General features: G+C 33.4%; 20 protein-coding genes, 1 tRNA gene and 3 pseudogenes. 15 read left to right on the top strand and 9 right to left on the bottom strand.

Going from position 1 to position 23,544, the window contains the following annotated elements; genetic code table 11:
- Window positions 1-11 precede the first annotated feature (11 nt).
- The 3 genes from glmM to H611_RS0103350 all read left to right on the top strand — a co-directional run bounded on the left by glmM (window position 12) and on the right by H611_RS0103350 (window position 2,386).
- Entirely contained in the window at window positions 12-1,394 is a 1,383-nt protein-coding gene (gene glmM / locus H611_RS0103360; protein ID WP_027137014.1) for a phosphoglucosamine mutase, read from the top strand.
- Between the two features lie 122 nt (window positions 1,395-1,516).
- Window positions 1,517-1,696 (top strand): hypothetical protein, encoded by a 180-nt coding sequence (locus tag H611_RS0103355; protein WP_157515038.1) that lies wholly within the window; start codon window positions 1,517-1,519, stop codon window positions 1,694-1,696.
- An 18-nt stretch (window positions 1,697-1,714) separates the two neighbouring features.
- Entirely contained in the window at window positions 1,715-2,386 is a 672-nt protein-coding gene (locus H611_RS0103350) for a hypothetical protein (protein ID WP_027137012.1), read from the top strand.
- A gap of 1 nt (window position 2,387) precedes the next feature.
- Here H611_RS0103350 and H611_RS0103345 read toward each other — a convergent pair whose 3' ends face one another.
- Window positions 2,388-2,723: a substrate-binding domain-containing protein gene (locus tag H611_RS0103345; RefSeq protein ID WP_316928835.1), complete on the bottom strand. Its 336-nt coding sequence runs from the start codon at window positions 2,721-2,723 to the stop codon at window positions 2,388-2,390.
- Between H611_RS0103345 and H611_RS0103340 the strand changes: the two are divergent.
- The 5 genes and pseudogenes from H611_RS0103340 to H611_RS14880 form a co-directional block, all read left to right on the top strand.
- Window positions 2,720-3,118 (top strand): annotated as a pseudogene (locus H611_RS0103340) (PfkB family carbohydrate kinase); the annotation flags it as partial. The gene H611_RS0103345 and the pseudogene H611_RS0103340 overlap by 4 nt on opposite strands.
- A 13-nt stretch (window positions 3,119-3,131) precedes the next feature.
- Window positions 3,132-3,804, top strand: a pseudogene (locus H611_RS13915) (bifunctional 4-hydroxy-2-oxoglutarate aldolase/2-dehydro-3-deoxy-phosphogluconate aldolase).
- Between the two features lie 184 nt (window positions 3,805-3,988).
- Window positions 3,989-4,957 carry a thioredoxin-disulfide reductase gene (gene trxB / locus H611_RS0103330; RefSeq protein ID WP_027137009.1) on the top strand — a complete coding sequence of 323 codons (969 nt, stop codon included), beginning with the start codon at window positions 3,989-3,991 and terminating at the stop codon, window positions 4,955-4,957.
- A gap of 116 nt (window positions 4,958-5,073) precedes the next feature.
- Window positions 5,074-5,148 (top strand) — tRNA-Pro (locus H611_RS0103325).
- 162 nt (window positions 5,149-5,310) lie between these two features.
- Window positions 5,311-5,832 (top strand): annotated as a pseudogene (locus tag H611_RS14880) (transposase); the annotation flags it as partial.
- Between the two features lie 171 nt (window positions 5,833-6,003).
- Here the strand turns inward: H611_RS14880 and H611_RS0103320 are convergent.
- The 7 genes from H611_RS0103320 to H611_RS0103290 all read right to left on the bottom strand — a co-directional run bounded on the left by H611_RS0103320 (window position 6,004) and on the right by H611_RS0103290 (window position 14,411).
- Window positions 6,004-6,189: a hypothetical protein gene (locus tag H611_RS0103320; protein ID WP_035483292.1), complete on the bottom strand. Its 186-nt coding sequence runs from the start codon at window positions 6,187-6,189 to the stop codon at window positions 6,004-6,006.
- Window positions 6,190-6,366: 177 nt separating this feature from the next.
- The gene (locus tag H611_RS14725; RefSeq protein WP_157515037.1) at window positions 6,367-6,543 is read right to left on the bottom strand and encodes a hypothetical protein; all 177 of its coding nucleotides are present in this window, start codon (window positions 6,541-6,543) and stop codon (window positions 6,367-6,369) included.
- Window positions 6,544-6,731: 188 nt separating this feature from the next.
- Window positions 6,732-9,854 carry an efflux RND transporter permease subunit gene (locus H611_RS0103310; RefSeq protein WP_027137007.1) on the bottom strand — a complete coding sequence of 1,041 codons (3,123 nt, stop codon included), beginning with the start codon at window positions 9,852-9,854 and terminating at the stop codon, window positions 6,732-6,734.
- Window positions 9,855-9,884: 30 nt separating this feature from the next.
- Window positions 9,885-10,973, bottom strand: a complete 1,089-nt coding sequence (locus H611_RS0103305) for an efflux RND transporter periplasmic adaptor subunit (protein ID WP_027137006.1) — start codon at window positions 10,971-10,973, stop codon at window positions 9,885-9,887.
- Between the two features lie 4 nt (window positions 10,974-10,977).
- Entirely contained in the window at window positions 10,978-12,294 is a 1,317-nt protein-coding gene (locus H611_RS0103300; RefSeq protein WP_027137005.1) for a TolC family protein, read from the bottom strand.
- Window positions 12,295-12,387: 93 nt separating this feature from the next.
- Window positions 12,388-13,731 carry a sensor histidine kinase gene (locus tag H611_RS0103295; protein WP_027137004.1) on the bottom strand — a complete coding sequence of 448 codons (1,344 nt, stop codon included), beginning with the start codon at window positions 13,729-13,731 and terminating at the stop codon, window positions 12,388-12,390.
- Complete coding sequence (locus H611_RS0103290) at window positions 13,728-14,411, bottom strand: response regulator transcription factor (protein ID WP_027137003.1); 684 nt, start codon at window positions 14,409-14,411, stop codon at window positions 13,728-13,730. Before H611_RS0103290 ends, H611_RS0103295 begins: the two co-directional genes overlap by 4 nt.
- A 205-nt stretch (window positions 14,412-14,616) precedes the next feature.
- Here H611_RS0103290 and H611_RS0103285 point away from each other — a divergent pair, with 205 nt between their 5' ends.
- Window positions 14,617-15,615 (top strand): GntR family transcriptional regulator, encoded by a 999-nt coding sequence (locus H611_RS0103285; RefSeq protein WP_027137002.1) that lies wholly within the window; start codon window positions 14,617-14,619, stop codon window positions 15,613-15,615.
- Window positions 15,616-15,688: 73 nt separating this feature from the next.
- Here H611_RS0103285 and H611_RS0103280 read toward each other — a convergent pair whose 3' ends face one another.
- Window positions 15,689-17,335: a sodium/sugar symporter gene (locus H611_RS0103280; RefSeq protein WP_027137001.1), complete on the bottom strand. Its 1,647-nt coding sequence runs from the start codon at window positions 17,333-17,335 to the stop codon at window positions 15,689-15,691.
- A 247-nt stretch (window positions 17,336-17,582) separates the two neighbouring features.
- On the opposite strand from H611_RS0103280, the gene H611_RS13910 reads away from it, so the two are divergent.
- The 6 genes from H611_RS13910 (at window position 17,583) to H611_RS0103250 (ending at window position 23,458) form a co-directional block, all read left to right on the top strand.
- The gene (locus H611_RS13910) at window positions 17,583-18,488 is read left to right on the top strand and encodes an aldose 1-epimerase (RefSeq protein ID WP_051238704.1); all 906 of its coding nucleotides are present in this window, start codon (window positions 17,583-17,585) and stop codon (window positions 18,486-18,488) included.
- Between the two features lie 5 nt (window positions 18,489-18,493).
- Complete coding sequence (gene galK / locus H611_RS0103270) at window positions 18,494-19,639, top strand: galactokinase (RefSeq protein WP_027137000.1); 1,146 nt, start codon at window positions 18,494-18,496, stop codon at window positions 19,637-19,639.
- Between the two features lie 24 nt (window positions 19,640-19,663).
- Window positions 19,664-20,686, top strand: a complete 1,023-nt coding sequence (locus H611_RS0103265; RefSeq protein WP_027136999.1) for a UDP-glucose--hexose-1-phosphate uridylyltransferase — start codon at window positions 19,664-19,666, stop codon at window positions 20,684-20,686.
- A 230-nt stretch (window positions 20,687-20,916) separates the two neighbouring features.
- Window positions 20,917-21,504, top strand: coding sequence for a YceI family protein (locus H611_RS0103260; RefSeq protein ID WP_027136998.1), 588 nt, complete (start codon window positions 20,917-20,919; stop codon window positions 21,502-21,504).
- A 27-nt stretch (window positions 21,505-21,531) separates the two neighbouring features.
- On the top strand, window positions 21,532-22,797 hold the full coding sequence (locus tag H611_RS0103255) for a hypothetical protein (RefSeq protein WP_027136997.1): 1,266 nt from the start codon (window positions 21,532-21,534) through the stop codon (window positions 22,795-22,797).
- Window positions 22,798-22,870: 73 nt separating this feature from the next.
- The gene (locus tag H611_RS0103250; protein ID WP_027136996.1) at window positions 22,871-23,458 is read left to right on the top strand and encodes a YceI family protein; all 588 of its coding nucleotides are present in this window, start codon (window positions 22,871-22,873) and stop codon (window positions 23,456-23,458) included.
- The last annotated feature ends 86 nt before the right edge of the window (window positions 23,459-23,544 follow it).

The following is a 23,544-nucleotide window of genomic DNA, read 5'->3' as shown; positions in this document are numbered from 1 at the left end:
TAGAAATTAAGATGACTCTTATAAAGTCAATTTCAGGAATTAGAGGAACTATCGGGGGGACTGTAAACGATAATTTAACCCCTATAGATGCTGTTAAATTTGCTGCAGCTTATGGCATGTGGTTAAGAAGGCAGAGTTCCGATAAAACATTAACCGTAATTATTGGTCGTGATGCTAGAATTTCTGGTGAAATGATTAGCGATTTGGTAAGCAAAACGTTGATTGGATTGGGAATTAATGTTAAAGACATAGGATTGTCTACAACGCCCACGGTTGAAATAGCAGTTCCCTTAGAGAATGCAGATGGAGGCATTATTATAACCGCAAGTCACAATCCAAAACAATGGAATGCTTTAAAACTCTTAAATAATAAAGGGGAATTTATAAACGGTGCCGCTGGTGCCGAAATACTTGAAATAGCTAAATCTGATGCTTATGAGTTTACCGAAGTAGATGATTTAGGTTGGTTTCTGAATGTTGATGGTTACATACAAAAACATATAGAAGAAGTTTTGAAATTACCACTGGTTGATACCGAAGCAATTAAAAATGCTGACTTTAAAGTAGTTGTCGATGCTGTAAATTCAACGGGCGGTATTGCTATTCCAGCACTTCTTGAAAGATTAGGAGTTAACTGTGTAAAATTATATTGTGAACCAAATGGACAATTTCCACATAATCCAGAACCCTTAAAAGAACATTTAACCGATATTTCAGCATTAGTTGTTAAAGAACAAGCCGATTTAGGAATTGTAGTAGATCCTGATGTTGATAGACTAGCATTAGTTTGCGAAGACGGTTCTATGTTTGGGGAAGAATATACGCTTGTGGCATGTGCCGATTATGTATTAGGTAGGCAAGAGGGCAATACTGTTTCAAATTTATCTTCTTCACGGGCATTAAAAGATATTACTATAAAGTATGGAGGTAAGTATACCGCTAGTGCAGTTGGAGAAGTTAATGTGGTAATTGAAATGAAAAAAACAAATGCTGTTATTGGAGGTGAAGGTAATGGGGGAATTATTTATCCTGATTCACATTATGGTCGAGACTCTCTGGTAGGAGTGGCCTTATTTTTATCGCATTTAGCAAATAAAAAGGTATCTTGTAAGACTCTAAGAAATTCGTATCCAGAATATTTTATGAGTAAAAATAAAATTGAACTCACTCCAGAAATAAACGTTGATGCTATTTTAGAAAAGATAGCCGATATTTATAAAGAGGAGGAAGTAAATACTATAGACGGTGTAAAAATAGACTTTGAGTCTGAATGGGTACACTTAAGAAAATCGAATACCGAACCTATAATCCGTATATATACCGAAAGTACTTCACAAAATAAAGCTGACGATTTAGCTAAGCGAATTATTCAAAAAATACAATCTATTATTTAAATATTTAGAGTTTAATAGTTTGTATTTTAATAAAGTAAAGCCCTTTTTAGGGCTTTTTTTGTATATTAACTTCAAAATAATCCCATAAAATTATGAATGCAAAAAAAATAGCGCTTTCAGTAATGTTATTTTCTTTACTAACACTTTTTTCATGTAGAGATGATAAGAAAACTAAAGAGACTATAGACGCTCAAATAGAGCAAATCGAATCAACCGAAATGGTTATAGATTCTACACTCAATGCGGTTAGCGATAAGGCCACAGAGGTAGAAAGTTTAATAAAAGAAATTGATAGTATTTAATTAAAAAATTTTAAAAACATGAAATATATTATAAAAGCTGTTTTGTTGGTTTTGTTTACTGTTACTTTCGTTGCAACATCATATGCTCAGGGTAAATCTAAAGAAAAGGAACATACTCAGGAAAAATTAAAGAAGGTCAAAAAGGCTAATGATAAAGCTGCAAAACATATAAATGATATGGAAGCAGATGTTGAGGAGGCTGAAAATAAGGTGGGCCAAATGGAGGCTAAAGGCAAGGGAAAGGCCAAAGAAATGAAACAGAAGGGTAAAGAAGAATATGACGATATGGAGCATGAAGCGGATCAAGGCATGAAAGATTCCAAGCAAAAGGTTCATAAGGAAATTAGTGGTCACGCTTATGGAAAAAATAAAGGAGATATGACAGCCAAGGAGTTTGGTCAGTATCGGGCGGCTATGGCAAAAGATAAGTTGAAGGAATCACGAGAGCGATTAGATGAAGAAGAAAATACCGTAAAACGTGGAAGGAAATCAGTTGAAGATGCTAGAGAGCGCTTAGAAAAAGCTAAGGAAAATAAGGAGTTGTCTGAAGAGGAAATAAAAGAGAAGGAAGAAAAGCTGAATAAGGCCTCTGAGAAATTAGATGAATTAGATACAACTATTAAAAAGGGTAGAGAAGTCCTAAGTAGGAAAGCTGAAGAAATTAAAAAAATAGGAGAAATAGAAAAATAATTTAAAAAACTCTAAACAAGAAAGTAGAAAGCCTTGATAACATTTTCAAGGCTTTTCTTTTATCTGTTTTTTTAATGTTGGAAGAGTCTCGTACTATCAATTCTGCATTTAAAATGTACTTTTTTAATGTCTGCTTTATTTCAGGGTGCTTAACACGTTCTAAAAAAGTTAATGCAGCTTGCTTGCCAATTTCACTACTATGTTGGTTTACACTAGTAATAGATGGTGAAAGCATAGAAGTAAACGGTTCGTTGCCAAAACCTACCAGTGCAATTTCTTCTGGTACTTTAATATTTTTTTCTTTCAATATTTGTAAGGCGCCAAGGGCGGCAAACACAAGGGCATGATGTAAAGGCTGAGGCGTTTTTATCTGTTTGTAAGCAAATGATGGAGAAATTTCCAAGAGCTAAAAAAGTAATTACTACTTTAATAAGATCTATTTCTGCATCTCATAATACTTGGGCAGGTGTGTTATACGATGGGGAAAAGATGTATGAAACACCTCAGTACCAAATTACCGATATCGTTGATAGAGTAGGTGGAGGAGATTCCTTTATGGGAGGATTAATCTACGGATTATTAAAATACCCAGAAGATGATCAGAATGCCTTAGATTTTGCAGTCGCGGCCTCTTGTTTAAAACATACCATTAAAGGTGATGCTAATTTAGTAACCGTAGCTGAAGTTGAAAAATTAATGGGAGGTGATGCTTCTGGACGAGTTGCACGCTAAATATATTTAAGAAATGGCACAATTTACAAGATTAGAAGTTGCTCAGGCAATGAAAGAAACTGGGATGATTCCACTGTTTTTCAATAACGATATTGAATTAAGTAAGAAAGTCTTAAAAGCCTTTTACGGTGGTGGAGCGCGGTTAATGGAGTTTACAGCTCGTGGTTATTTTCTCATGAAGTTTTTGGAGAGTTAACTAAATATGCGATTGCCGAATTACCGGGTATGATTATGGGTGTTGGTTCTGTGACCGATGGAGCAGCGACCTCATTATATATGGCCTTAGGTGCAAACTTCATAATCACACCTGTTTTAAGAGAAGATATTGCAATTGCTTGTAACTGTAAAAAAGTATTATGGTCACCAGGTTGCGGGAGTTTAACCGAAATAACCAGAGCTGAAGAATTAGGATGTGAAATTGTGAAGTTATTCCCGGGAGATTTATACGGACCTAAATTTGTGAAAGGTATTAAAGGCCCACAGCCTTGGACAAGTATTATGCCAACAGGGGGTGTGTCTCCGACAGAGGAAAATCTAAAAGGTTGGTTTGATGCAGGGGTAACTTGTGTTGGTATGGGTTCACAATTAATTTCAAAAGATATAATTGCTAATAAAGATTATGAAAAACTAAAGCAAGGTGTTAAAATGCTTTGGCCATTATAAAATCGATTAGAAAGTACCTGTAGATTTATTATTTGATGAATTAAAAAGCTGAACATAGGTTCAGCTTTTTTTGTTTTATCAACTAGCTATTCGATTATTTAGGATATAACAGATATTAATACCTTTATAATATCTTTTGATAATTTTAACGTAATGTTATTATCAAAAATTCTAATTTTGTCAAGATTAAATTTATAAAAACCAATTATGTCAGATACAATTGAAAGAGTAAAATGCCTTATTATAGGTTCTGGACCTGCAGGTTATACTGCTGCAATCTATGCTGCAAGAGCAAATATGAAACCAGTACTTTATCAAGGTACACAGCCAGGTGGACAATTAACTACAACCAATGAAGTTGAAAATTTCCCAGGATATCCTCAAGGGATTACTGGACCAGAAATGATGGTAGAATTACAAAAACAAGCAGAACGTTTCGAAACTGATGTGCGTGATGGTTGGATTACCAAAGTAGATTTTTCTGGTGATATTCATAAAGTTTGGGTTAATGAAACAAAAGAAATTCACTGTGATACGGTTATAATTTCAACTGGAGCATCGGCTAAATATTTAGGTTTAGAATCAGAGCAAAAATATTTAAAACTTGGTGGTGGTGTATCGGCATGTGCTGTATGTGATGGGTTCTTTTATAGAAATCAGGAAGTAGTAATTGTTGGAGCTGGAGATTCAGCTTGTGAAGAAGCACACTATTTATCTAAGCTTTGTAAAAAAGTAACCATGTTAGTGAGACGTGATGAATTTAGAGCTTCTAAAATCATGGCTTCAAGAGTTCAAAAAACAGAGAATATCGATATCCTATTTAATACCGAAACAGATGAGGTTTTAGGCGATGGACAAGTAGTAACAGGTGTTCGTGTATACAATAACAAAACTAATGAAAAGCATGAAATTCCTGCAACAGGATTTTTCGTAGCTATTGGTCATAAACCAAATACAGATATTTTTAAAGGTTTTCTAGACTTAGACGAAACAGGATATATTATTAATAAACCTGGAACATCTAAGACCAATGTGCCAGGAGTATTTGTATCGGGTGATGCTGCAGACCACGTTTACAGACAAGCTATTACTGCAGCTGGAACTGGTTGTATGGCGGCCTTAGATGCTGAACGTTATTTAGCAGCTAAGGAAACGGAAGTAGAAATGACTGCTTAAAATAAGAGCGCCCATATAATAAAAGCCAAAGCAAAATGCTTTGGCTTTTTTATTTTATTCGAGAAAATTCCTTTGAAATTTATTTGAAAATGTTTTCTTTTGGGGTCTCATTAAATCGGGATGTGGCGCAGTCCGGTTAGCGTACACGGCTGGGGGCCGTGTGGTCGCAGGTTCAAATCCTGTCATCCCGACTTTTTATATTTTATAAGCATCTATTATTGGGTGCTTTTTTTATGCTATAACCAGTAAATACTGGAGATTTCTTCAATTTGTCTAACTCTTTATAGATTTTAAATTATAATCTTTTTATGCATAAATAGTCATAATATAAGATTGTAACTTTTAAATTTAGGGTAAGTGATATTACCTATATCAAAACCAAAAAAGCTTGGTTATACCTTACTGTTATTATTGATTTGTTTAACCATAAAGTTTTTGAGTGGGCTCTAAGCGATAATCGAAGTGCCGAGGATACTATTTTAAAGCTTGGCATATGGCTATAAAGAAAATAACCTTAACCCAGTCTTTAATTTTTCATTCCGATCTCGGTATACATTGTGTCAGCCATAAGTTTGCCTCTTTAATTAAAAGTTACAATGGTTTAGTAAACTAATCTTTGAGTCGTAAAGATTTGAGATTAAGAATAAAAACGAAGTTTTTTAATGCTAAACACCAATGCTGTTGCAGAATCGTTCTTTAAATCATTAAAGGCTGAATGGGTTTATAGGTACAGTTATAAGTTAAGATCTGAAGAGTAATCGATCTTTGAATGAATAGAAACCTGGTACAATAATAGAAGAAGACATTACTTTTTAGAGAATAGAATTATAATAGAATTCGAAGTAGACATGTATAGCCTTAACCTAGTAGCTTAGTCATTCAACTTATTTGTCCAGTTTTTTGTTGCAAGTCCGCACCATGAGTGTAAAGTATAAAATATAGAGGGTTGAGGCTCGCGATATTTTAATTTTATACACTTATGAAGAAAGAAGATTTTCTAATCAACCGGATGTTTGATTTCTGGTGTTTCTCTTGATTAGATTATTTTATAACTCCCCATCCTTTTTCTTTTGTTTCCGCCATACAAAATATAAAACCACTGCAGCAATTGGCAAGACAATAAACATAATGATATTAAAAGGATCTGTTAAATCCAATGGAGTGTTATCGTCTGGGTTTCGTGTGCCAGGTGGTAATTGGAGATAAATATTTAATAAACTGAGTGTTTTCATACTATTGTAATGAATTTCACCTAAGATATGAAATATATTATATACTTGCCAGACCTATGTATACCTAATCTAATATTTGTAATAGTAACAAGTTGGCTTATAACAACTTTATACTAAAATAGACGTTTTCCATTATGTGTAATAGCCCATCACATTTATAGCTAAATATAAAAACAACTATTTGTTTTCATTGAGCCAGTTTTTATAATCTTTTAATAAAAAATTAGTGCCATCTTTTTTATATTCTTCTGTAAATAATGTAAAGTGATCTCCTGCATAATATTCAAATTCTATATCAGCATCATTATCACTCCAACTTTCTGTTAAGCATAAATTAAATAGAACCCAATCCACCCTTTTTTTTAATTTGAGGTAGGGTAGTCGTTTCCCTTTATAATTTTATAAAAAAAGAGCACCTTTTTAGAGGTGTTATAATTTAATGGTTTTTAAAGATGGTAATTTTTTAAGTATAAAATAGTTTATCATCTATCATAAAAAAGGCACACTTTTAAAAGTGTGCCTTTTAATATTCAGAAAAGTGCTTAAGTTTTGTAATTTTCAAGTCTCTTTATTTTTTTCTTTTCATCTTTTTTGTAAGCTAAATAAAATAATTGCGGAAGTACTGTAAACGATAAGAGCATACAGATAATTAATCCGCCACAGATCATAATAGCTAATGGTTTTTGTACTTCCGATCCCATACCGTTGGACATGGCTGCTGGTAGTAAGCCTAACGATCCCATTAAAGCAATCATAACCACAGGTCGAATACGACTGTAAACACCTTCAGAAATGGCTTTTTTAAGAGGCATGCGCTCTTGCAGGTTTTCTTTCATAACAGCAACCAGAATGATACCATCTATAGTGCAAACACCAAATAAGATTATAAATCCGATACCGGCTGAGATTCCGAAAATGGTTCCGGTAGCCCATAGGGAAATAAATCCTCCTACAAAGGCAAATGTTACTGTAGAAATAGCAATTAACATATCTTTGGCATTCCCGAAGTTCATGTACAATAGAAAAACAATTAATAGGAGAGCAATAGGAACAATTAAACCAAGCTGTTTGCTAGCACGTTCTTTACTTTCAAATTCTCCGGCCCATTCAATTTTAGTGTCCTTTGAAAAAGCTAATTCTTCAGAAACACGTTGTTGGGCTTCGCTAATTGTACTCCCCAAATCTCTTCCGTCAATACTAAAACCAATACCCGTATATCGGCTGCTTCCTTCACGGTAAATAAAGGCGGGACCTGTTTTAAAACTTATATCTGCAATTTCCTTAAGTTGAATTTCCTGTTCTGTTAATGTAGGAATTAAAATATTTCCAATCTCTTTTTCATCGGTTCTGTATTCCTCTTGAAAACGAATTTGTATATCGAATTTACGTTCATTTTCATAGAAATAAGATGCCGTTTTACCCCCAATAGCCATTTCCAGTACGGTTTGAGCATCTTCGGTTGTTACACCATACTGAGCCATTTTTATTTCATCCAGCTGAATTCTTAATTCTGGTAATCCAATATTTTTATAAACATTAATATCTGTTATTCCATCTACATTTTCTAAAACCTTAGCCAATTGAAAGGCTTGGCCTTCCATTTTGTATAAGTCATCACCAAATATTTTGACTACTAAGGAACTTTTTACACCAGCAACAAATTCTTCGACATTATCTTGAATAGGCTGACTAAATCCGAAATTAATACCCGGAAAAGCCTTTAAACTTTCCTTCATTTGCGATAATAATTCGTCTTTAGATATTTTAGATTCCCATTCATCCTCAGGATATAATTCTATGTGAAACTCGTTATTGAAAAAGCCTGTCGGATCGGTCCCGTCGTTAGGACGCCCTGTTTGATTTAATATAAACTTTACTTCATCAAATTCTCTAAGTTTGTTTTTTATAGCTTTACCAGTCTTAATAGATTCATCAAGACTCACACTATTTGGAAGAGTGGCTCTTATATAAACAGCTCCTTCGTTAAGTTGTGGTATAAATTCGGTACCATAATTCATAAATTGAATCACACAGGCAATAAATAATACTCCGAATGACACGAGTGTTGCTTTTCTATATTTTGTGCACCAGCTAAATAGTTTAAAAATGTTGGTTCTAAAAAAGTTAACTACCGGATTGTTTATGGGTTTTACATTTTTATTAAGCATTACTTTACACATGGCTGGTACAAATGTTAAACTTAAAATTAAAGAACCTAATAAAGCATAGCCTAAGGTGTAAGCCAGCGGTGTAAACATTTTCCCCTCTACTTTTTGAAATGAAAAAATAGGAAGCAAGGCCACAATAAGGATTAATTGTGAAAAGAAAATGTGAGGCGCTACACGACGGATGCTGTTTTTAATAGTTCCCGATTTGGATAATTTATTATAGCGTGTTAATCCAAATTGTTTAGATTGTTGTTCGAGTCGCACGTATACGGCTTCCACAATTACGAGAGTCCCTTCTAAGAGCAATCCAAAATCTAAAGCTCCCATAGAAATTAAATTGGCAGGAAGCCCTTGAATTCTTAATAGTGTAATGCTAAATAAGAAGGACAATGGAATTACTAATGCTACTGTAATAGTAGTTCGCCAATTAAAAAGAAAAACCAGTACAATAATAGAAACCAGAATAATACCTTCTAAAAGATTTTTGCTTACGGTTTTAACGGTTGTATTAACGAGTTCGGTTCTATCTATAAAGGGTTTTATTTTTACATCTTTAGGTAAGATACTTGTATTAAGTTCGTCAATTTTGACTTTTAAACGCTCGATAACAGCGGCAGGGTTTTCCCCACGAAGCATTACCACGATACCTTCAACAACATCATCCTTATCGTCTAAACTTACTTGTCCTAATCGTGGTTTTGCAGTTTTAATTACTTGACCAATGTCTTTAATTAATACTGGCACATTACCATTTACGTTTATAAGCGTGTTTTCAATATCTGAAATAGATGTTAATAACCCTACACCGCGCACTACATAGGCCTGACTTCCTTTTTGAATAATATCTCCACCAACGTTAATGTTACTTTTGGAGATGGCTTCATAGACATCTAATGGTGTAAAATTATATTGTTTTAAGGCAACAGGATCTACTTGAATTTGATAGGTCTTTTCTTCACCACCAAAACTTTGCACATCAGATACCCCTGGAACCGAAAGCAGTTCGCGCTCAATAGTCCAGTCCTGAATGGCTGTGAGTTCTTTTATTGGGCGTTTGCTATCAATTATATAGCGAAATATCTCGCCTGTTGCACCGTAGGGCGGATCGATTTCAGCATCAGCTTCATCGGGTAGATCGACACTTTGTAACCTGTTTGATGCATATTGTTGTGCATAAAAATCGTCTACTTCATCTTCAAATATGACGGTTACAACAGATAATCCGAATAACGAAATAGAACGTACATTCGATTTTTTTGGAATCGAATTCACCTCTTTCATCACGGGAAGCGTAATAAATTTTTCAACTTCTTCTGCACTTCTCCCTGGCCATTGCGTAATGATTCTGGCTCTGGTATTGGTGACATCAGGAAAGGCCTCAATAGGGGTTTGCGTGTAACTAACAATCCCAGCAATAGCTAATAAGGCCGTTAGAAAAAATATAATGAGCGAATGACGCAGCGAAAATGCTACGATGCCATTTGTAAACTTTTTCATGATAATATATTATGATTATTATTCAGTCCCTTAATTATTGAGATACGCATTATACCATAAGAGCGCATCCTTTTCAATTATTTTATCGTCTGAATTTATACCTGATGCCAAATAATACCCGTTTTTGTCTTGTTCTAAGATGGTTACTTCTTGTGCTTGTAATTGGCATTTTTCAGAATTCAAAGCGGTCATAACAAAATATTGATTGTCATTAAATATCACAGCACTTTTAGGGAGGTATAATGCCGAACGATCTAATGTTTTTTCAACATTAATAGAAACATTTAAACCTGGTTTAAGTTGAAAATCTTCATTTTTTAGAATAATATGGGCTTTCATCACATTATCTTCCGGGTCTATCACTTTTGAAATTTTACTAATAGTTCCTTTAAATGTTTTACCTGCAAATGCAATTCCGGTAATTGAAACCGGCATGCCTTCGGAAACATAGCTTATATCTTTAGGATAAATATTGGCGTTAATCCACACGTCATCTAAATTAGATAAAGTGAATAGAGGCTCCGAACCTGCATTTATTTGTAAGCCTGGGGCCATTTGGCTACCAACAATGTATCCACTTACAGGGGCGATAATTTCGAAAACGCCTGATTCTGGTTTGGCACTGAATAAATTTAAATTGCTTTTTAAGTTTGTTATCTGACTTTGAATTTGGGATAATTCACTTTGAGCAGATATTAAATCTTTTTCTGAAGAAATACCACTTTTATAAAAGCTTTCGGTAGATTTTAATTCTCGTTTGGCAACCTTTAATTGAGATTGCAACTGACTTAATTCCGATTGCATGGCATTAAGTTCTATACTTTTTATAGATGCCAAAATCTGACCTTTTTTTACGTGGTCGCCTAAAGATACATTAGTATTAGTAATGATGCCGTCTACTAAACTAACATATTGAACCACATTGTTGGGGTTGTAACCAATTTTTCCGTTAAGACTAATATTATAGTTTACTGGTTTTAATTCGGGTTCGATTAAAGCATTAACTTCGGAATCGGATAAACATGGTAAATCTGATTGAGCTGTTTCTTCTGTTTTGCTGTTATTTCTACAAGACTGTAATGTCAAGACTAGAACGAGTATTATATATAGTGTTTTCATTGTATTATTCGTTATTATGTTGATAGTTCATTCCTGTTATAAAGTTTAATTCTTCAAGCGCATTATAATATTGCTGCTGATTCTCATAAATAATTTGCATGTTTTCAATGTAAGCTTCCATAAAATCTAAATAGGTTATAATATTTATGGTTTGTTCTTTGAAGAATTGGGTGTAAGCGATCATAGAAGAGCTTAAATCATTAACGTATTCAGAATCTATACTTTCAAAGAAATTAGATACTTGTTGAAGATTTTTTACTTTCTCTCTCACTTTAGTTTTAATGTTTAATACTGCTTCTTCCCGCTGGTACTCTGCCTGAGTTACTTGAACAGATGCCTTTTTAATACCGCCTTTGTTTCTATCCATAAAAGGAAGGTCAATGGAGAAGCCTATACCAACAAAATCCTGATAAATATTACCACCTCTGTCATATCCAACCGAAAAAGTGACATCCGGAGTACGCTGGGCTATTTCGTAAGCTAATTCATGTTCCGCTTTTTTAATAGCTAAGTCACTAAGTTTTAAGTAAGGAAGAAAGGTCATGGCTCTTTCCTGCAGGTCTTCAATATGAAGGTCTAAATCCCTTGTTGAATAGCTATATGTGGAGTCGAAAATGTTTGAGAAATTTAATTCCGTATCATCCGGAAGATTTAATAATACCACTAATTGTTGTTGTTGCTCATTTAAATTTTCCTGCTCGTCGATTATTTCATTTTTTAAATTAAAATTGGTGGCCTGCAAACGAATTAAATCGACTTTACTCACATTACCTAAATTTAATTGCTCTTGGTAGGCGGCAATTAAGGATTCTAAAGAGTTTGATTGTTGTTGTAACAAGTCGATATATAATTTACTGTACTGAAACTGGTATAATGTTTCTCTAAACTCTGTGCGTAGGCTCAATAAAAAATCTTCCAAATATGCTTCAGACATTTCTCTAGACACTTGTCCAATAGCAATGCGTTTTTTACGTTTTCCTGCTAATTCTACCATTTGTTCAATTTGAACAGAGACTTGTTGAAATTTACCAAAGTCGTCACCAAAAATAGGAGCTAATTCTTCTCCATGTCTTTTTTGATATTGGGTAGTCCAGAGGTTTATTTCATCAACAGTTAGTGTGGGATTAGGCCATACTTTAGCCTGTATCATTTCGGCATCAGCAATATCTATGTTTAATTGTTCCGATAATAAAGAAAGGCTGTTTTGGATTAACCGGGTTTCAGCTTCCTCCTTTGCTAAGGTTAACTTTGACATATCCTGAGCTTGTGTATAATTAAGGCAGGACAGTAGCAATAAATAAATAATAAATGTTTTTTTCACTGGTTTAATTTTAACACAGCAAAACAACTTATTTAAGATTAAGCTAAGTTTTAAGTTACATTAAAAACAGATTAGAATTGGATTAAAATGCTTTTATTGAAATAATAATGTGATAGTAGTTCCTTGATTTAAAGCGCTTTTTACGTCTAAATCTATACTATGGGCTTCAAGAATAATAGAGGCGATACTAAAACCGAGTCCATTACCGTCGATTGAGCTCGCATTCTGTCCACGGTAAAAAGGTTGTTTTAAATAAGTTAATGCTTCTTTGGGGATTCCAATACCTTGATCTTTAATGGTTATAGCCAGTTGATCCTGTTTAATATCAAGAGAAATAGTCACGGGTTTTTCTGAAAATTTTGCAGCATTTTCTACAAGATTGTATAGGGCCATGTATATCATGGTTTCATTAACCGTAACTGTTAATACATTGGATTTTTCGGCAGGAATGTGAAGTAAGACTTCGAAGCGATTAGGATAATTGTCCTGAAGATCGGTTATAATTTGCCAGATGATTTCATCTATACGCACGATGCTTTTATCCTGAATCTGACGATTGATTCCTGATAGTAATAGCAAGTTTTTTAGTATTTGTTCTAATTTACGTGCGCTTTGTAATAAGCTTTTATTGGTTTTTATGTAGGTTTCGGTATCACGTTCTCTTTGCAATGTAATTTCAAGTTCACTAATTATTGAAGCTAAAGGTGTTTTTAGTTCATGGGAGGCATGGTCTACAAAATTTTTCTGAAGCTGATAGCCTTGTTTTATTTCTTGTAATAAAACATTAAAGGCTTCAAAAAGTTCTTCTAATTCATCTTTTGTTTTTGGGTAAGAAAGATGCAGTTCTTTGGAATTTAGTTCTAGATTTCCAACTTGTTTTATAATGTTTCTGACAGGTTTGTATGCGTATTTTGATAATTTTAAAGTTAATATGGTTAAAACCAACATGCCTGTAACAAAGGCAAGACACAAAATGAGGAGTAATGAATGTTTTTGTTTTTCTAATAAAGCATTTTTTGAACCAACAACAATTATAAAATCCCCTTGATTATCTTCATAAAATAAGCCTGAATAATAGATGTTATTAATCTTAAAGTTGTGTTCCTTTTTTTCCTGAATTATATTCAGAATATTTTGGGTGATATCCTGTTGTGGTGTGGTATTAAATGCCGTGGTATTATTTTGATGATATACACTAATTTTATGTTCCGGATTAAATTTATTAAAAGCGGTTTGAATGGGTGAAAAGTTAGACGCATTTAATTCATCTTCTTCAAGGTAAAACATGGCACTAATTCGTGCTGTATATGATAAATCTTCAAAAAAGATGCTTTCGGATGAAGCAATAAAAGGTTTGTAAATCAAAATGGAAGTAATAGCAAAAATACTTCCAAAAAGCAGACAGGTTATCCAGGTTATTTTATGGTGAATTTTCATTCTGATTCTGTTATCATATAGCCTCTCCCTTTAATGGTTTTGATAATCTTTTTTTCGTTAGGAAGGTCTATTTTATTTCGTAAATAAGATATATAGACATCTATAATGTTGGTGTAAGTGTCCAGGTTTGTATGCCATACTTGTTCTAAAATCCGGGTGCGGGAAACTACTTTGTCTTTTTCATCTAATAAACAACATAGTAGCATATATTCTTTACTCGATAACTGAATGTCTACTCCGCTTCTGGTTATTTTATTTTTGGTCTTATTTACAACTAAAGTGTCGCAGCTTAATATTTCAGATTCAGAAGGCATTTTTTGATGAAACCGTCTATGCAGGGCATTGATTCTAGAAATTAATTCCTTAAAATTAAATGGTTTACTTAAATAATCGTCGGCACCTTTATCTAAGGCATTTATTTTGTCATCAACTTCATCAAGGGCACTTAACATCAGGATTGGTGTCGAAATTTTTTTGAATCGGACCATTTCACATAATTGTATGCCAGTGAGGCCAGGTAACATAATATCCATAATAATAACGTCCCATTTCTCGTTGAAAATAACATCTCTGGCATCTAAACCGTTTTTAACCCAAGTGGTTGAAAATCCTTCTTCGGTTAGCCCTTTGGTAAGGGAATTGCCTATATTTACATCATCTTCAATTAGTAGAATGTCCATATGTTTTAATTAAAGCATACTATAAAAATAAAAGAATTTATCAATACAATTAGATTTTGGATTAAACCTTTATCAATTATTTTGTTTTGTATTATGCAAGTTATAACTACATGAGCTAGTTCTGTTTTTTTAATATGGTAATGAGTTTCTAGGAGATAACAATTACAACTAGTATCTACTAGTATGAAATGTTTATCTTTGCTATATGGGTATAGTATCTATAAATAAGGATTTTGGAGCACCGAAGTATAAGCAAATAGTGAGTTCGATTGAAGAGGCTATTTCAAATGGTATAATTAAAAAAGGTGATCGCTTACCATCTATAAATAGTATTAGGGACAAGCATGGCGTTTCTCGCGATACAGTATTAAGTGCATTTAACGATTTAAAATCTCGTGGGGTCGTTCAATCAGTAGCGGGTAAAGGATATTTTGTGTCGAGTGAAGCTATTCACGTAAAACAAAAGGTGTTTCTTCTTTTTGATGAACTTAATGCTTTTAAAGAAGATTTATATAGTTCCTTTTTAAATGTTTTAGGAGATAATATCCAAGTCGATATTTTTTTTCATCATTTTAACTATAAGCTTTTTAGTAAACTTATTTACGATAATATTGGCGATTATAGTTATTATGTAATTATGCCTGCTAATTTGAAAGATACTTATCAGGTGATTAGAAATTTGCCTTCAGATAAGGTCTGTATACTAGATCAGATGCACCAGGAACTAGAGGGGTATACTGCCATTTATCAGGATTTTGAGAATGATATTTTTAATAATTTAAAAAAGGGGTTAGATTTAATCAAGAAATACAACCGGTTAATCTTTGTGTTTTCTGAAGATAAGCAACCACCGGGAATGCTTTTAGGCTTTTTAAATTTTGTGAAGCAGTTTAAATTTGAATATGAAATTATCGATTCTGCTAGAAATAGAGTGCCAGAATCCGGAGAGGTATATATAATTCCAGACGATAGAAACTTGATTAGAATAATTAAAAGTAATAAACAGACAAAATTGAAATTAGGAAGGGATTTTGGTATAATATCTTATAACGATACCATGTTAAAAGAGATTGTTGAAGGAGGTATAACAGCTATTTCTACCGATTTTAATAAGATGGGTGAGCAATTAGCGGAATTAGTAACAAATAAGGAGTATGTGCAAATAAAAAATCCTAATGATTTAATAATTAGAAAGTCCTTGTAGATTGAAAGAATTATTGGTAAAAAAAATCCCTTGAATTTATTCAAGGGATTTTTTTATGATTTTACTTTGCTAATTACCAGAATAGCGTATACAATACAGCTAAGATAATTAAAATCGCAAATGCTCCTACATTGAATAAAGGAGATGTTTTAAATAATTCTTTTGTTAAAGGGATGCCTTTATCGTCATCGGCACCTTTGTTCTGTAAATAACTTAATATTACAATAACAATCATTGTAAATACAGCCGTTAGACCCATTTGGTGCATCCAAGGTTCAAGAGCTTCAATTGGTAAATACTTAAGAGCTAATGCAATTGGAATTGAAACTAATGCACCCCAAATAGCAGCATTGTTTGTTGTTTTCTTCCAGAATAATCCTAAGATAAATACAGCTAAAATACCAGGGCTTACTACACCTGTCCATTCCTGAATGAACTGGAATGCTTGATCAATACCTCCTAATAATGGAGCCATAATAACAGCTATAACTAAAGCCACCGCAGCAGAAAGTCTACCAACATTTACGGTAGCTTTATCACTAGCATTTTTATTAATATACTGTTTGTAAATATCCATGGTAAATATAGTGGAAGTCGAATTTAGCATAGAAGCTAAAGACGAAACAATAGCAGCGGCTAATGCAGCAAATGCTACACCTTTAAGCCCAGTAGGTAAAAATTGTAGCAACCAAGGATATGCTTTATCAGCTTGTTGTGCCGAAGGTAAACTATGTAACCCGGCATCACCTAAGTTCGCCATAATTTCGGGATCATTAACCATTACATAGGCAGCAATACCAGGTACAACTACTATTAATGGAATAATTATTTTTAAGAATGCAGCTAACAAGATACCTTTTTGAGATTCTCTTAAAGATTTAGCGGCTAATGTTCTTTGGATGATATACTGATTGAATCCCCAATAATAGATGTTTGCTACCCATAAACCACCAATTAATACCCAAACACCTGGTAAATTAAGGTAGTTAACGTTTTTACTTCCGTCGGTATTAAATTCATCTAATACCATATGGAATTTCTCAGGAGCCGCTTCAACAACTTTACTAAATCCAGCAAGGATTCCTTCGCCTCCGGAAACGGTATTTAAAGCTAAGTACGTTGTGAATAAACCACCAAGAACTAAGAATACTACTTGAATTACATCGGTCCAGGCAACAGCCGATAAACCTCCATAAAGCGAGTATGCCGCAGCAAATAAGGCTAAACCAATAATGGCGTACATCATATCGAAGCCCATAATGGTTTCGATGGCTAAACCTCCTAAATAAAGTACCGAAGCAAGGTTAACAAATATGTATAAGGCAATCCAAAACACCGCCAGAATAGTTTTCAGGTTGGTAGAGAAACGTTTTTCAACAAATTCAGGGATAGTATAAAGTCCCTTTTCAATAAATATGGGTAAAAAATATTTCCCGACAATAATTAACGTTAAAGCGGCCATCCATTCGTACGATGCAATAGCAAGCCCTAGGGCAAATCCAGAGCCGGACATGCCAATAAATTGTTCGGCTGATATGTTGGCAGCAATAAGCGATGTACCAATCGCCCACCATGGTAGTGATTTACTAGCCAAGAAATAATCTTCAGCATTTTTTTGATGTCCTTCTTTTTCTCGGGAAACCCATAAGCCTACGCCTAAAATTAAAATGGCATATGCAATAAATACGGCATAATCCCAAAAATGAAAACCTGATGTCATAATGAATTAAATTTTATTTAGTTATTATAATTGTTGATTTCGTTTGTTGAAAAGGGTAAATTTAAAATTAAAGTTTCGAAAGATAGCAATTTCTAAACAAACGATTTAGAAAAGTTATTAACAACTAGTAGGTACTAGTCTGATTTTTTGTATTTTTGTATACCTGTTTAAATAATTATTAACAAAATTTGATAAATTATTTAGATAGAGAATTTATTAGTATTAATAATAACTAAATAAGGAAACTTTGTATAATATCAGACAAATCCTGGATTCTAATTCTAATTTAGAAGTTCTTGAAATAGAAAATTCAGATGTATATGCTAAAATATTCTTAAATATGGGTGCCAGCCTGCAAGAATTAATTTTAGATGGTCATCATCTCATTAAAGACCTGAAGCCATTAAAATATAGCGATACTTATGCGTCGTCCATTTTGTTCCCATTTGCCAACCGTATTAAAGATGGAACTTATAAGTTTCAAGACAACGAATTTAAATTTAATATAAATGAAGAGGCGTTAAATAATGCACTTCATGGTTTGGTGTATAATAAAACATTCCAATTAGTTGCTCAGGAAGCAACTGAAACATCAGCAATGGTGAAATTAGTGTATTTAGAAACCGAGTTGTCAACAGGTTTTCCTTATAAATATACCATTGAGTTAGAATATCATATTTCAAATTCCAGATTAAATTTAAAGGTTAAGGTTAAAAACAAGGATGATAAAACCTTTCCGTTTACCTTGGGTTGGCATCCTTATTTTTTAAGTGATAACTTGTTCGAGAGTACAGTAGATTTTGAAGCAGATAAAACTCTAGAGTTCGATGATAGGAATATAACTATCGGAGTTAAAACTATTGAGAATAACGGAGCTTTCGAAGTGAAAGATAAAAGTCTGGATGATTGTTTTCCTCTAAAGTCCGATACAATTACGTTTAATACACCGGCATATAGTTTCGATTTAAAATCTTCCGACGAAGAAAATTTTCTACAAATGTATACGCCGCCTCATGCAAATACTATTGCCATTGAGCCAACGACGGGTGTTTCCGATAGTTTTAATAATGGTATGGGACTAAAAACTTTAGGTCCGAATGAGGCGTATGAAATAAACTGGACCCTTGAACTAAAATCTAAAAAAGTAAACTAAACAAGATGAATACAGTATTGATTAATGAAATTGAAACATGTTTTAAAGAAGCTTTTAAAACAGACCCCTTATTAATTTTTTCTCCAGGTAGAATTAATATTATTGGTGAACATACCGATTATAATGACGGATTTGTATTTCCAGCTGCCGTTGATAAAGGTATCGTAGCGGCCATACAAAAGACCGATGCTGATTCTAGTGTGGCATACGCGGTAAATAAAGACGAGAAGATTACATTTTCTTTAGACAAAATAAAACCATCTGCCGAAGGGCGATGGGAAAATTATGTGTTTGGAGTAATTGCCGAAATTCAAAACAGAAGTAAAAAATTAGGAAACTTCAATATTGCTTTTGGAGGTGATATTCCAGGAGGAGCAGGTATGTCTTCATCTGCAGCATTAGAAAATAGTGTGGTTTACGGATTAAATGAATTATTCGATTTAGGATTAACAAAAAATGAAATGATTATTATTTCACAAAAGGCAGAACATAATTATGTTGGGGTAAAATGTGGTATAATGGATCAGTACGCCAGTATGTTTGGTATCGAAAACCATGCCTTGTTATTAGATTGTAGAACCGTTGAGTCTAAACCTTATGAGATTGATTTCAAAGATCATCAGTTAATGTTAATCAATACAAATGTAAAGCATAGCTTGTCAGATAGTGCCTACAACGACCGTCGTTCGGTTTGTGAAAATATTGCCGAATTACTTGGAATAAAGGCTTTACGTGATGCTACAGAATCTGATTTAGAAACTATAAAAGATCAAGTAAGTCCAGTTAATTATCAGAAAGCACTTTTTGTAATCCAGGAAAATAATCGTGCCGTTGAAGCTTCAAAAGCTATGGAGGCGGGAGATTTAGAACGCCTTGGTCAATTAATTTATCAGTCGCATGCAGGTTTGCAACACCAATATAAAGTGAGCTGTGAAGAACTAGATTTTCTTGTAGAGCAAGCTAAATTAAATAACAAAGTTTTAGGTGCCAGAATGATGGGAGGTGGCTTTGGTGGCTGTACTATTAATTTGGTAGCTAAAGATGAAATTGAAGCTTTTAGTGAAGCTGCTTCAAAAGCTTACCAAGAAAAATTCAATAAAGCGTGTTCGGTGTATTTTATAGAATTATCAGACGGAACACATATAATATAATAATCAACTACAATACCTATTACAATGAATTCAGATTTACAGGATTATTCACATAAACGATTTAATATTTTAACAGGCGAATGGATACTCGTATCGCCACATCGTGCGAAACGACCATGGCAAGGACAAAATGAAGCTGTTTCAAACGAAAAGCGTCCTACTTATGATGAGTCATGTTATTTATGTGCTGGTAATACTAGAATAAATGGCGAAATAAATCCGGAGTATAAAGATGTTTTTGTGTTTACGAACGATTTTGCTGCGCTACAATCCGATTCTAATACATTTTCTGTAAATGATGGATTATTAATTGCTGAAAGTGAGCAAGGTATTTGTAAGGTGGTTTGTTTTAGTCCTGATCATTCGAAAAGTTTAGCTGAAATGAATCCTACAGAAATTAGTAAGGTGGTAAAAGTCTGGCAGGATGAGTATAACTTACTTGGTAGTAATGATAAAATAAATTACGTTCAGATTTTCGAAAATAAAGGAGCTGTTATGGGATGTAGTAATCCACATCCACACGGACAAATATGGAGCCAGTCTACATTACCTAATGAAGTAGAGAAGAAAGATAAACAACAGCGGGCTTATTTTGAAAAAAATAGCTCCAGCTTATTAGGCGATTATTTAAAACAAGAACAAGAAGCTGAGGAGCGCATTATTTATGAAAATGACGATTTTCTCGTGTTGGTTCCGTTTTGGGCTGTTTGGCCGTTTGAAACAATGATTGCTCCTAAAAAAGCATTTAAGAATATTACGGAGTTATCCGAGACTGAAAGTTTCCATTTTGCCGATGCCATTTCGGCAATAACCAAAGCCTATGATAGATTGTTTGAATGTTCGTTTCCTTATTCAAGTGGAATTCATCAAGCACCAACTAATGGAGAAGATAATAACCATTGGCATTTCCACATGAGTTTCTATCCACCATTATTGCGTAGCGCAACTGTTAAGAAATTTATGGTTGGCTACGAAATGTTTGGTTCACCGCAGCGAGATATCACGGCAGAACAAGCAGCCGATAGATTAAGAGCACTTATAGCTTAGTTGCCTCTAAAGTAAATTATTCTTTTATAAAAAAAAGCCATCGACAATGTGTTGTCGATGGCTTTTTTTTATGAATAGAAACTGTTATAAGTTTCATATTGGTGTTAACATTTTATTCGTACACAATTAACAGATAATTAAGAATAGCGCGGGTTGACACTGATAAAAGTCATGTTTTTAGCTGTATTGTGAGTCGAAATTTGCACAGTAATTAGAAAATAAATTTCAAGATGAAAACAATAGCAAAAATTAGAGTAACAGGATTATTAATCTTCTTTATAGGTGCCCTTAATTTTGGGTATGCCCAATCAACAGATTATACATTATCTAATCAAGAGACCAATTTAAAGGTTTATGGAACTTCAAGTTTACATGATTGGCACATGGATTCAGAGCAGCAATCAGGAAGTTTAAAATTTGAAGATGTTAATACATCAAAAATTTCTGGGCTTACCATCGAAATTCAGGCAGAAGGATTAAAGAGTGGTAAATCCGGAATGGATAAGAATGCCTATAAAGCAATAAATACTAAAAAATATAAAACCATCAATTTTAAGTTAAACAAAGTGGTTAATGTTAAAGATTTAGGAGCTAACAAGTTTCAAATCAAATCATTAGGAGACTTGACTATTGCAGGTGTAACAAAACAAATCAATTTAGATTTTACAACACAAATTTCTGGTTCTAAAGTCATTGTAGAGGGGGAGTATCAGTTTAAAATGACACAATTTAAAGTAGATCCTCCAACAGCTATGATGGGAGCTATAAAAACAGGTGATGATTTGACCATTAAATTTAAAACAGTTTATAAAAAATAAGAATGCTATAATAATAAAAATTGAATTATGAAAAAAAGTTTAAAAAGAGTACTGCTATTTGGGTTGATGTTAACGGCGTTTAACTTTTATGCTCAGAGTAAAAGAGATTTTGATAATTTTAGGCAGCCGGATAAACGTGGTATAAATGTGTTTGAAACTCCTAAGGATACCATATCTACTTTTGATGGGCTTAATGTTAGAATAGGAGGATCTTTTGCGTTACAATTTCAAGGGTTGAGGCATCAAAATGCTGGAGATGTTGGGTTAATAGATTTGGGTTCAAATTTTAATTTACCTACGGCTAACTTAGATATTGATGTAGCGCTTGCAGACGGTGTGTCTTTGAATTTAAGAACTTATTTATCTTCTCGTCACCACCCGGAACCATACGTTAAGGGAGGGTATCTTCAAATAGATAAATTAGATTTCATAAAAAAAGGTTTTATGGATAACATTATGAAGTATGCGACTATTAAAATAGGACATATGGAGAACAACTATGGTGATGCACACTTCAGAAGAACCGATAATGCACAGGGTATGTATAACCCATTTGTAGGAAACCTGATAATGGATGCATTTACAACCGAGGTTGGAGCAGAGGTTTATTACCGAAGAGATGGATTTATTGGAATGGTTGGATTAACTAATGGTAAATTAAACCAGTCCGTAGATTCTAAAGGCAGACCAAGTAATGCCTCTTTTATTGCAAAATTAGGTTACGACAAACAATTAAACGATGATTTAAGAGTGCGTTTAACAGGTTCTGTTTACAATACAGGTTATGTGCCTGGGGCATACTTATATAGTGGGGATAGAGCAGGTGCTAGATATTATCATGTTATGCAGTCTGTTGATGCCGGTGGTGATAATTTCAGATCTGGACGATACGATCCAGGGTTTAAAAATAGTATTACTGCGGTAATGATTAACCCTTTCCTTAAATATAACGGATTAGAATTTTTTGGAACCATTGAAAGAACATCTGGTAAAGCTTCTGCTGAAATTGATAGACGAATAGCAAATCAATATGCGGGTGAGTTATTATATCGTTTTGGACCAAGTGAAAACTTCTATTTTGGTGGTCGTTACAACGTAGTTAATAATGAAGAAGCGAATGGTGATGACGTTAAGATTTCCAGAGGACAGATAGGTGCGGGTTGGTTCATGACCAAGAATATTTTAATGAAAGCAGAATATGTAAACCAGAAATATGATGGTTTTCTTAATACACCAAACCTTAATGGAGGTAAATTCAACGGATTTATGTTAGAAGCTGTTATTAGTTTCTAATACAACTCAAGATAAAACCAGACTTTCAATTATTGTTGAGAGTCTGGTTTTCTTTTTCATAAAACTCAACCAAATGAAAAGAGTTTTACTATTAATAATTGTATTTCTATCCCTAGCTTTTACAAATAAAGATCATGCTAAACTAACAAAAACACATGTAAGAGTTGCTTCAGGGAGTTTTTTACAAGTAAAAGGAAATTCAAATGTTAATTCCTTTAAATGTGTTTATGATACTAATAAATTTCAGGAGTTAATTCCAGTACACTATCGGGTTAAAAATAATGAAATTGAATTTCATAAAACGGCATTAGTATTAGAGACTAAGTTTTTTGATTGTGGCAGTCGAGTTATTAACAATGACTTCCAGAAGTTGTTAAAATCAAAGGAGTATCCCAAAATTAGTTTAATACTGCAAGAGATATCATTTTTAGAAAATGAAGAAATCTTAAACGCACAAGTTGATATAAAAATTGCAGGAATTACAAATACTTACAGTATGCCTGTTCAGGTAAATAAACATAAGGAATTGCATATAAATGGGGATTTAAAGTTACAGTTAAGTGATTTCCAACTCGTGGCGCCAAAAAAGTTATTTGGGCTGGTGGTAATTGATAATGAAATAGAAATAGATTTTAAGTTGGTGGTTCGAGAAAATAGGTAAAATAAATACCATGTTAAAACAGGTGTCATTTATAAGCCAAGGGTTCAGTTTAAAAAACTGGACCTTTTTTATTTTATAATAATATC

It is taken from the genome of Gaetbulibacter saemankumensis DSM 17032, assembly GCF_000425645.1.
In the GTDB taxonomy this organism is placed as follows: Bacteria; Bacteroidota; Bacteroidia; order Flavobacteriales; family Flavobacteriaceae; genus Gaetbulibacter; species Gaetbulibacter saemankumensis.
Note: the sequence above shows the minus strand (reverse complement) of the source record. Positions and strands in the feature narration are given on the sequence as shown.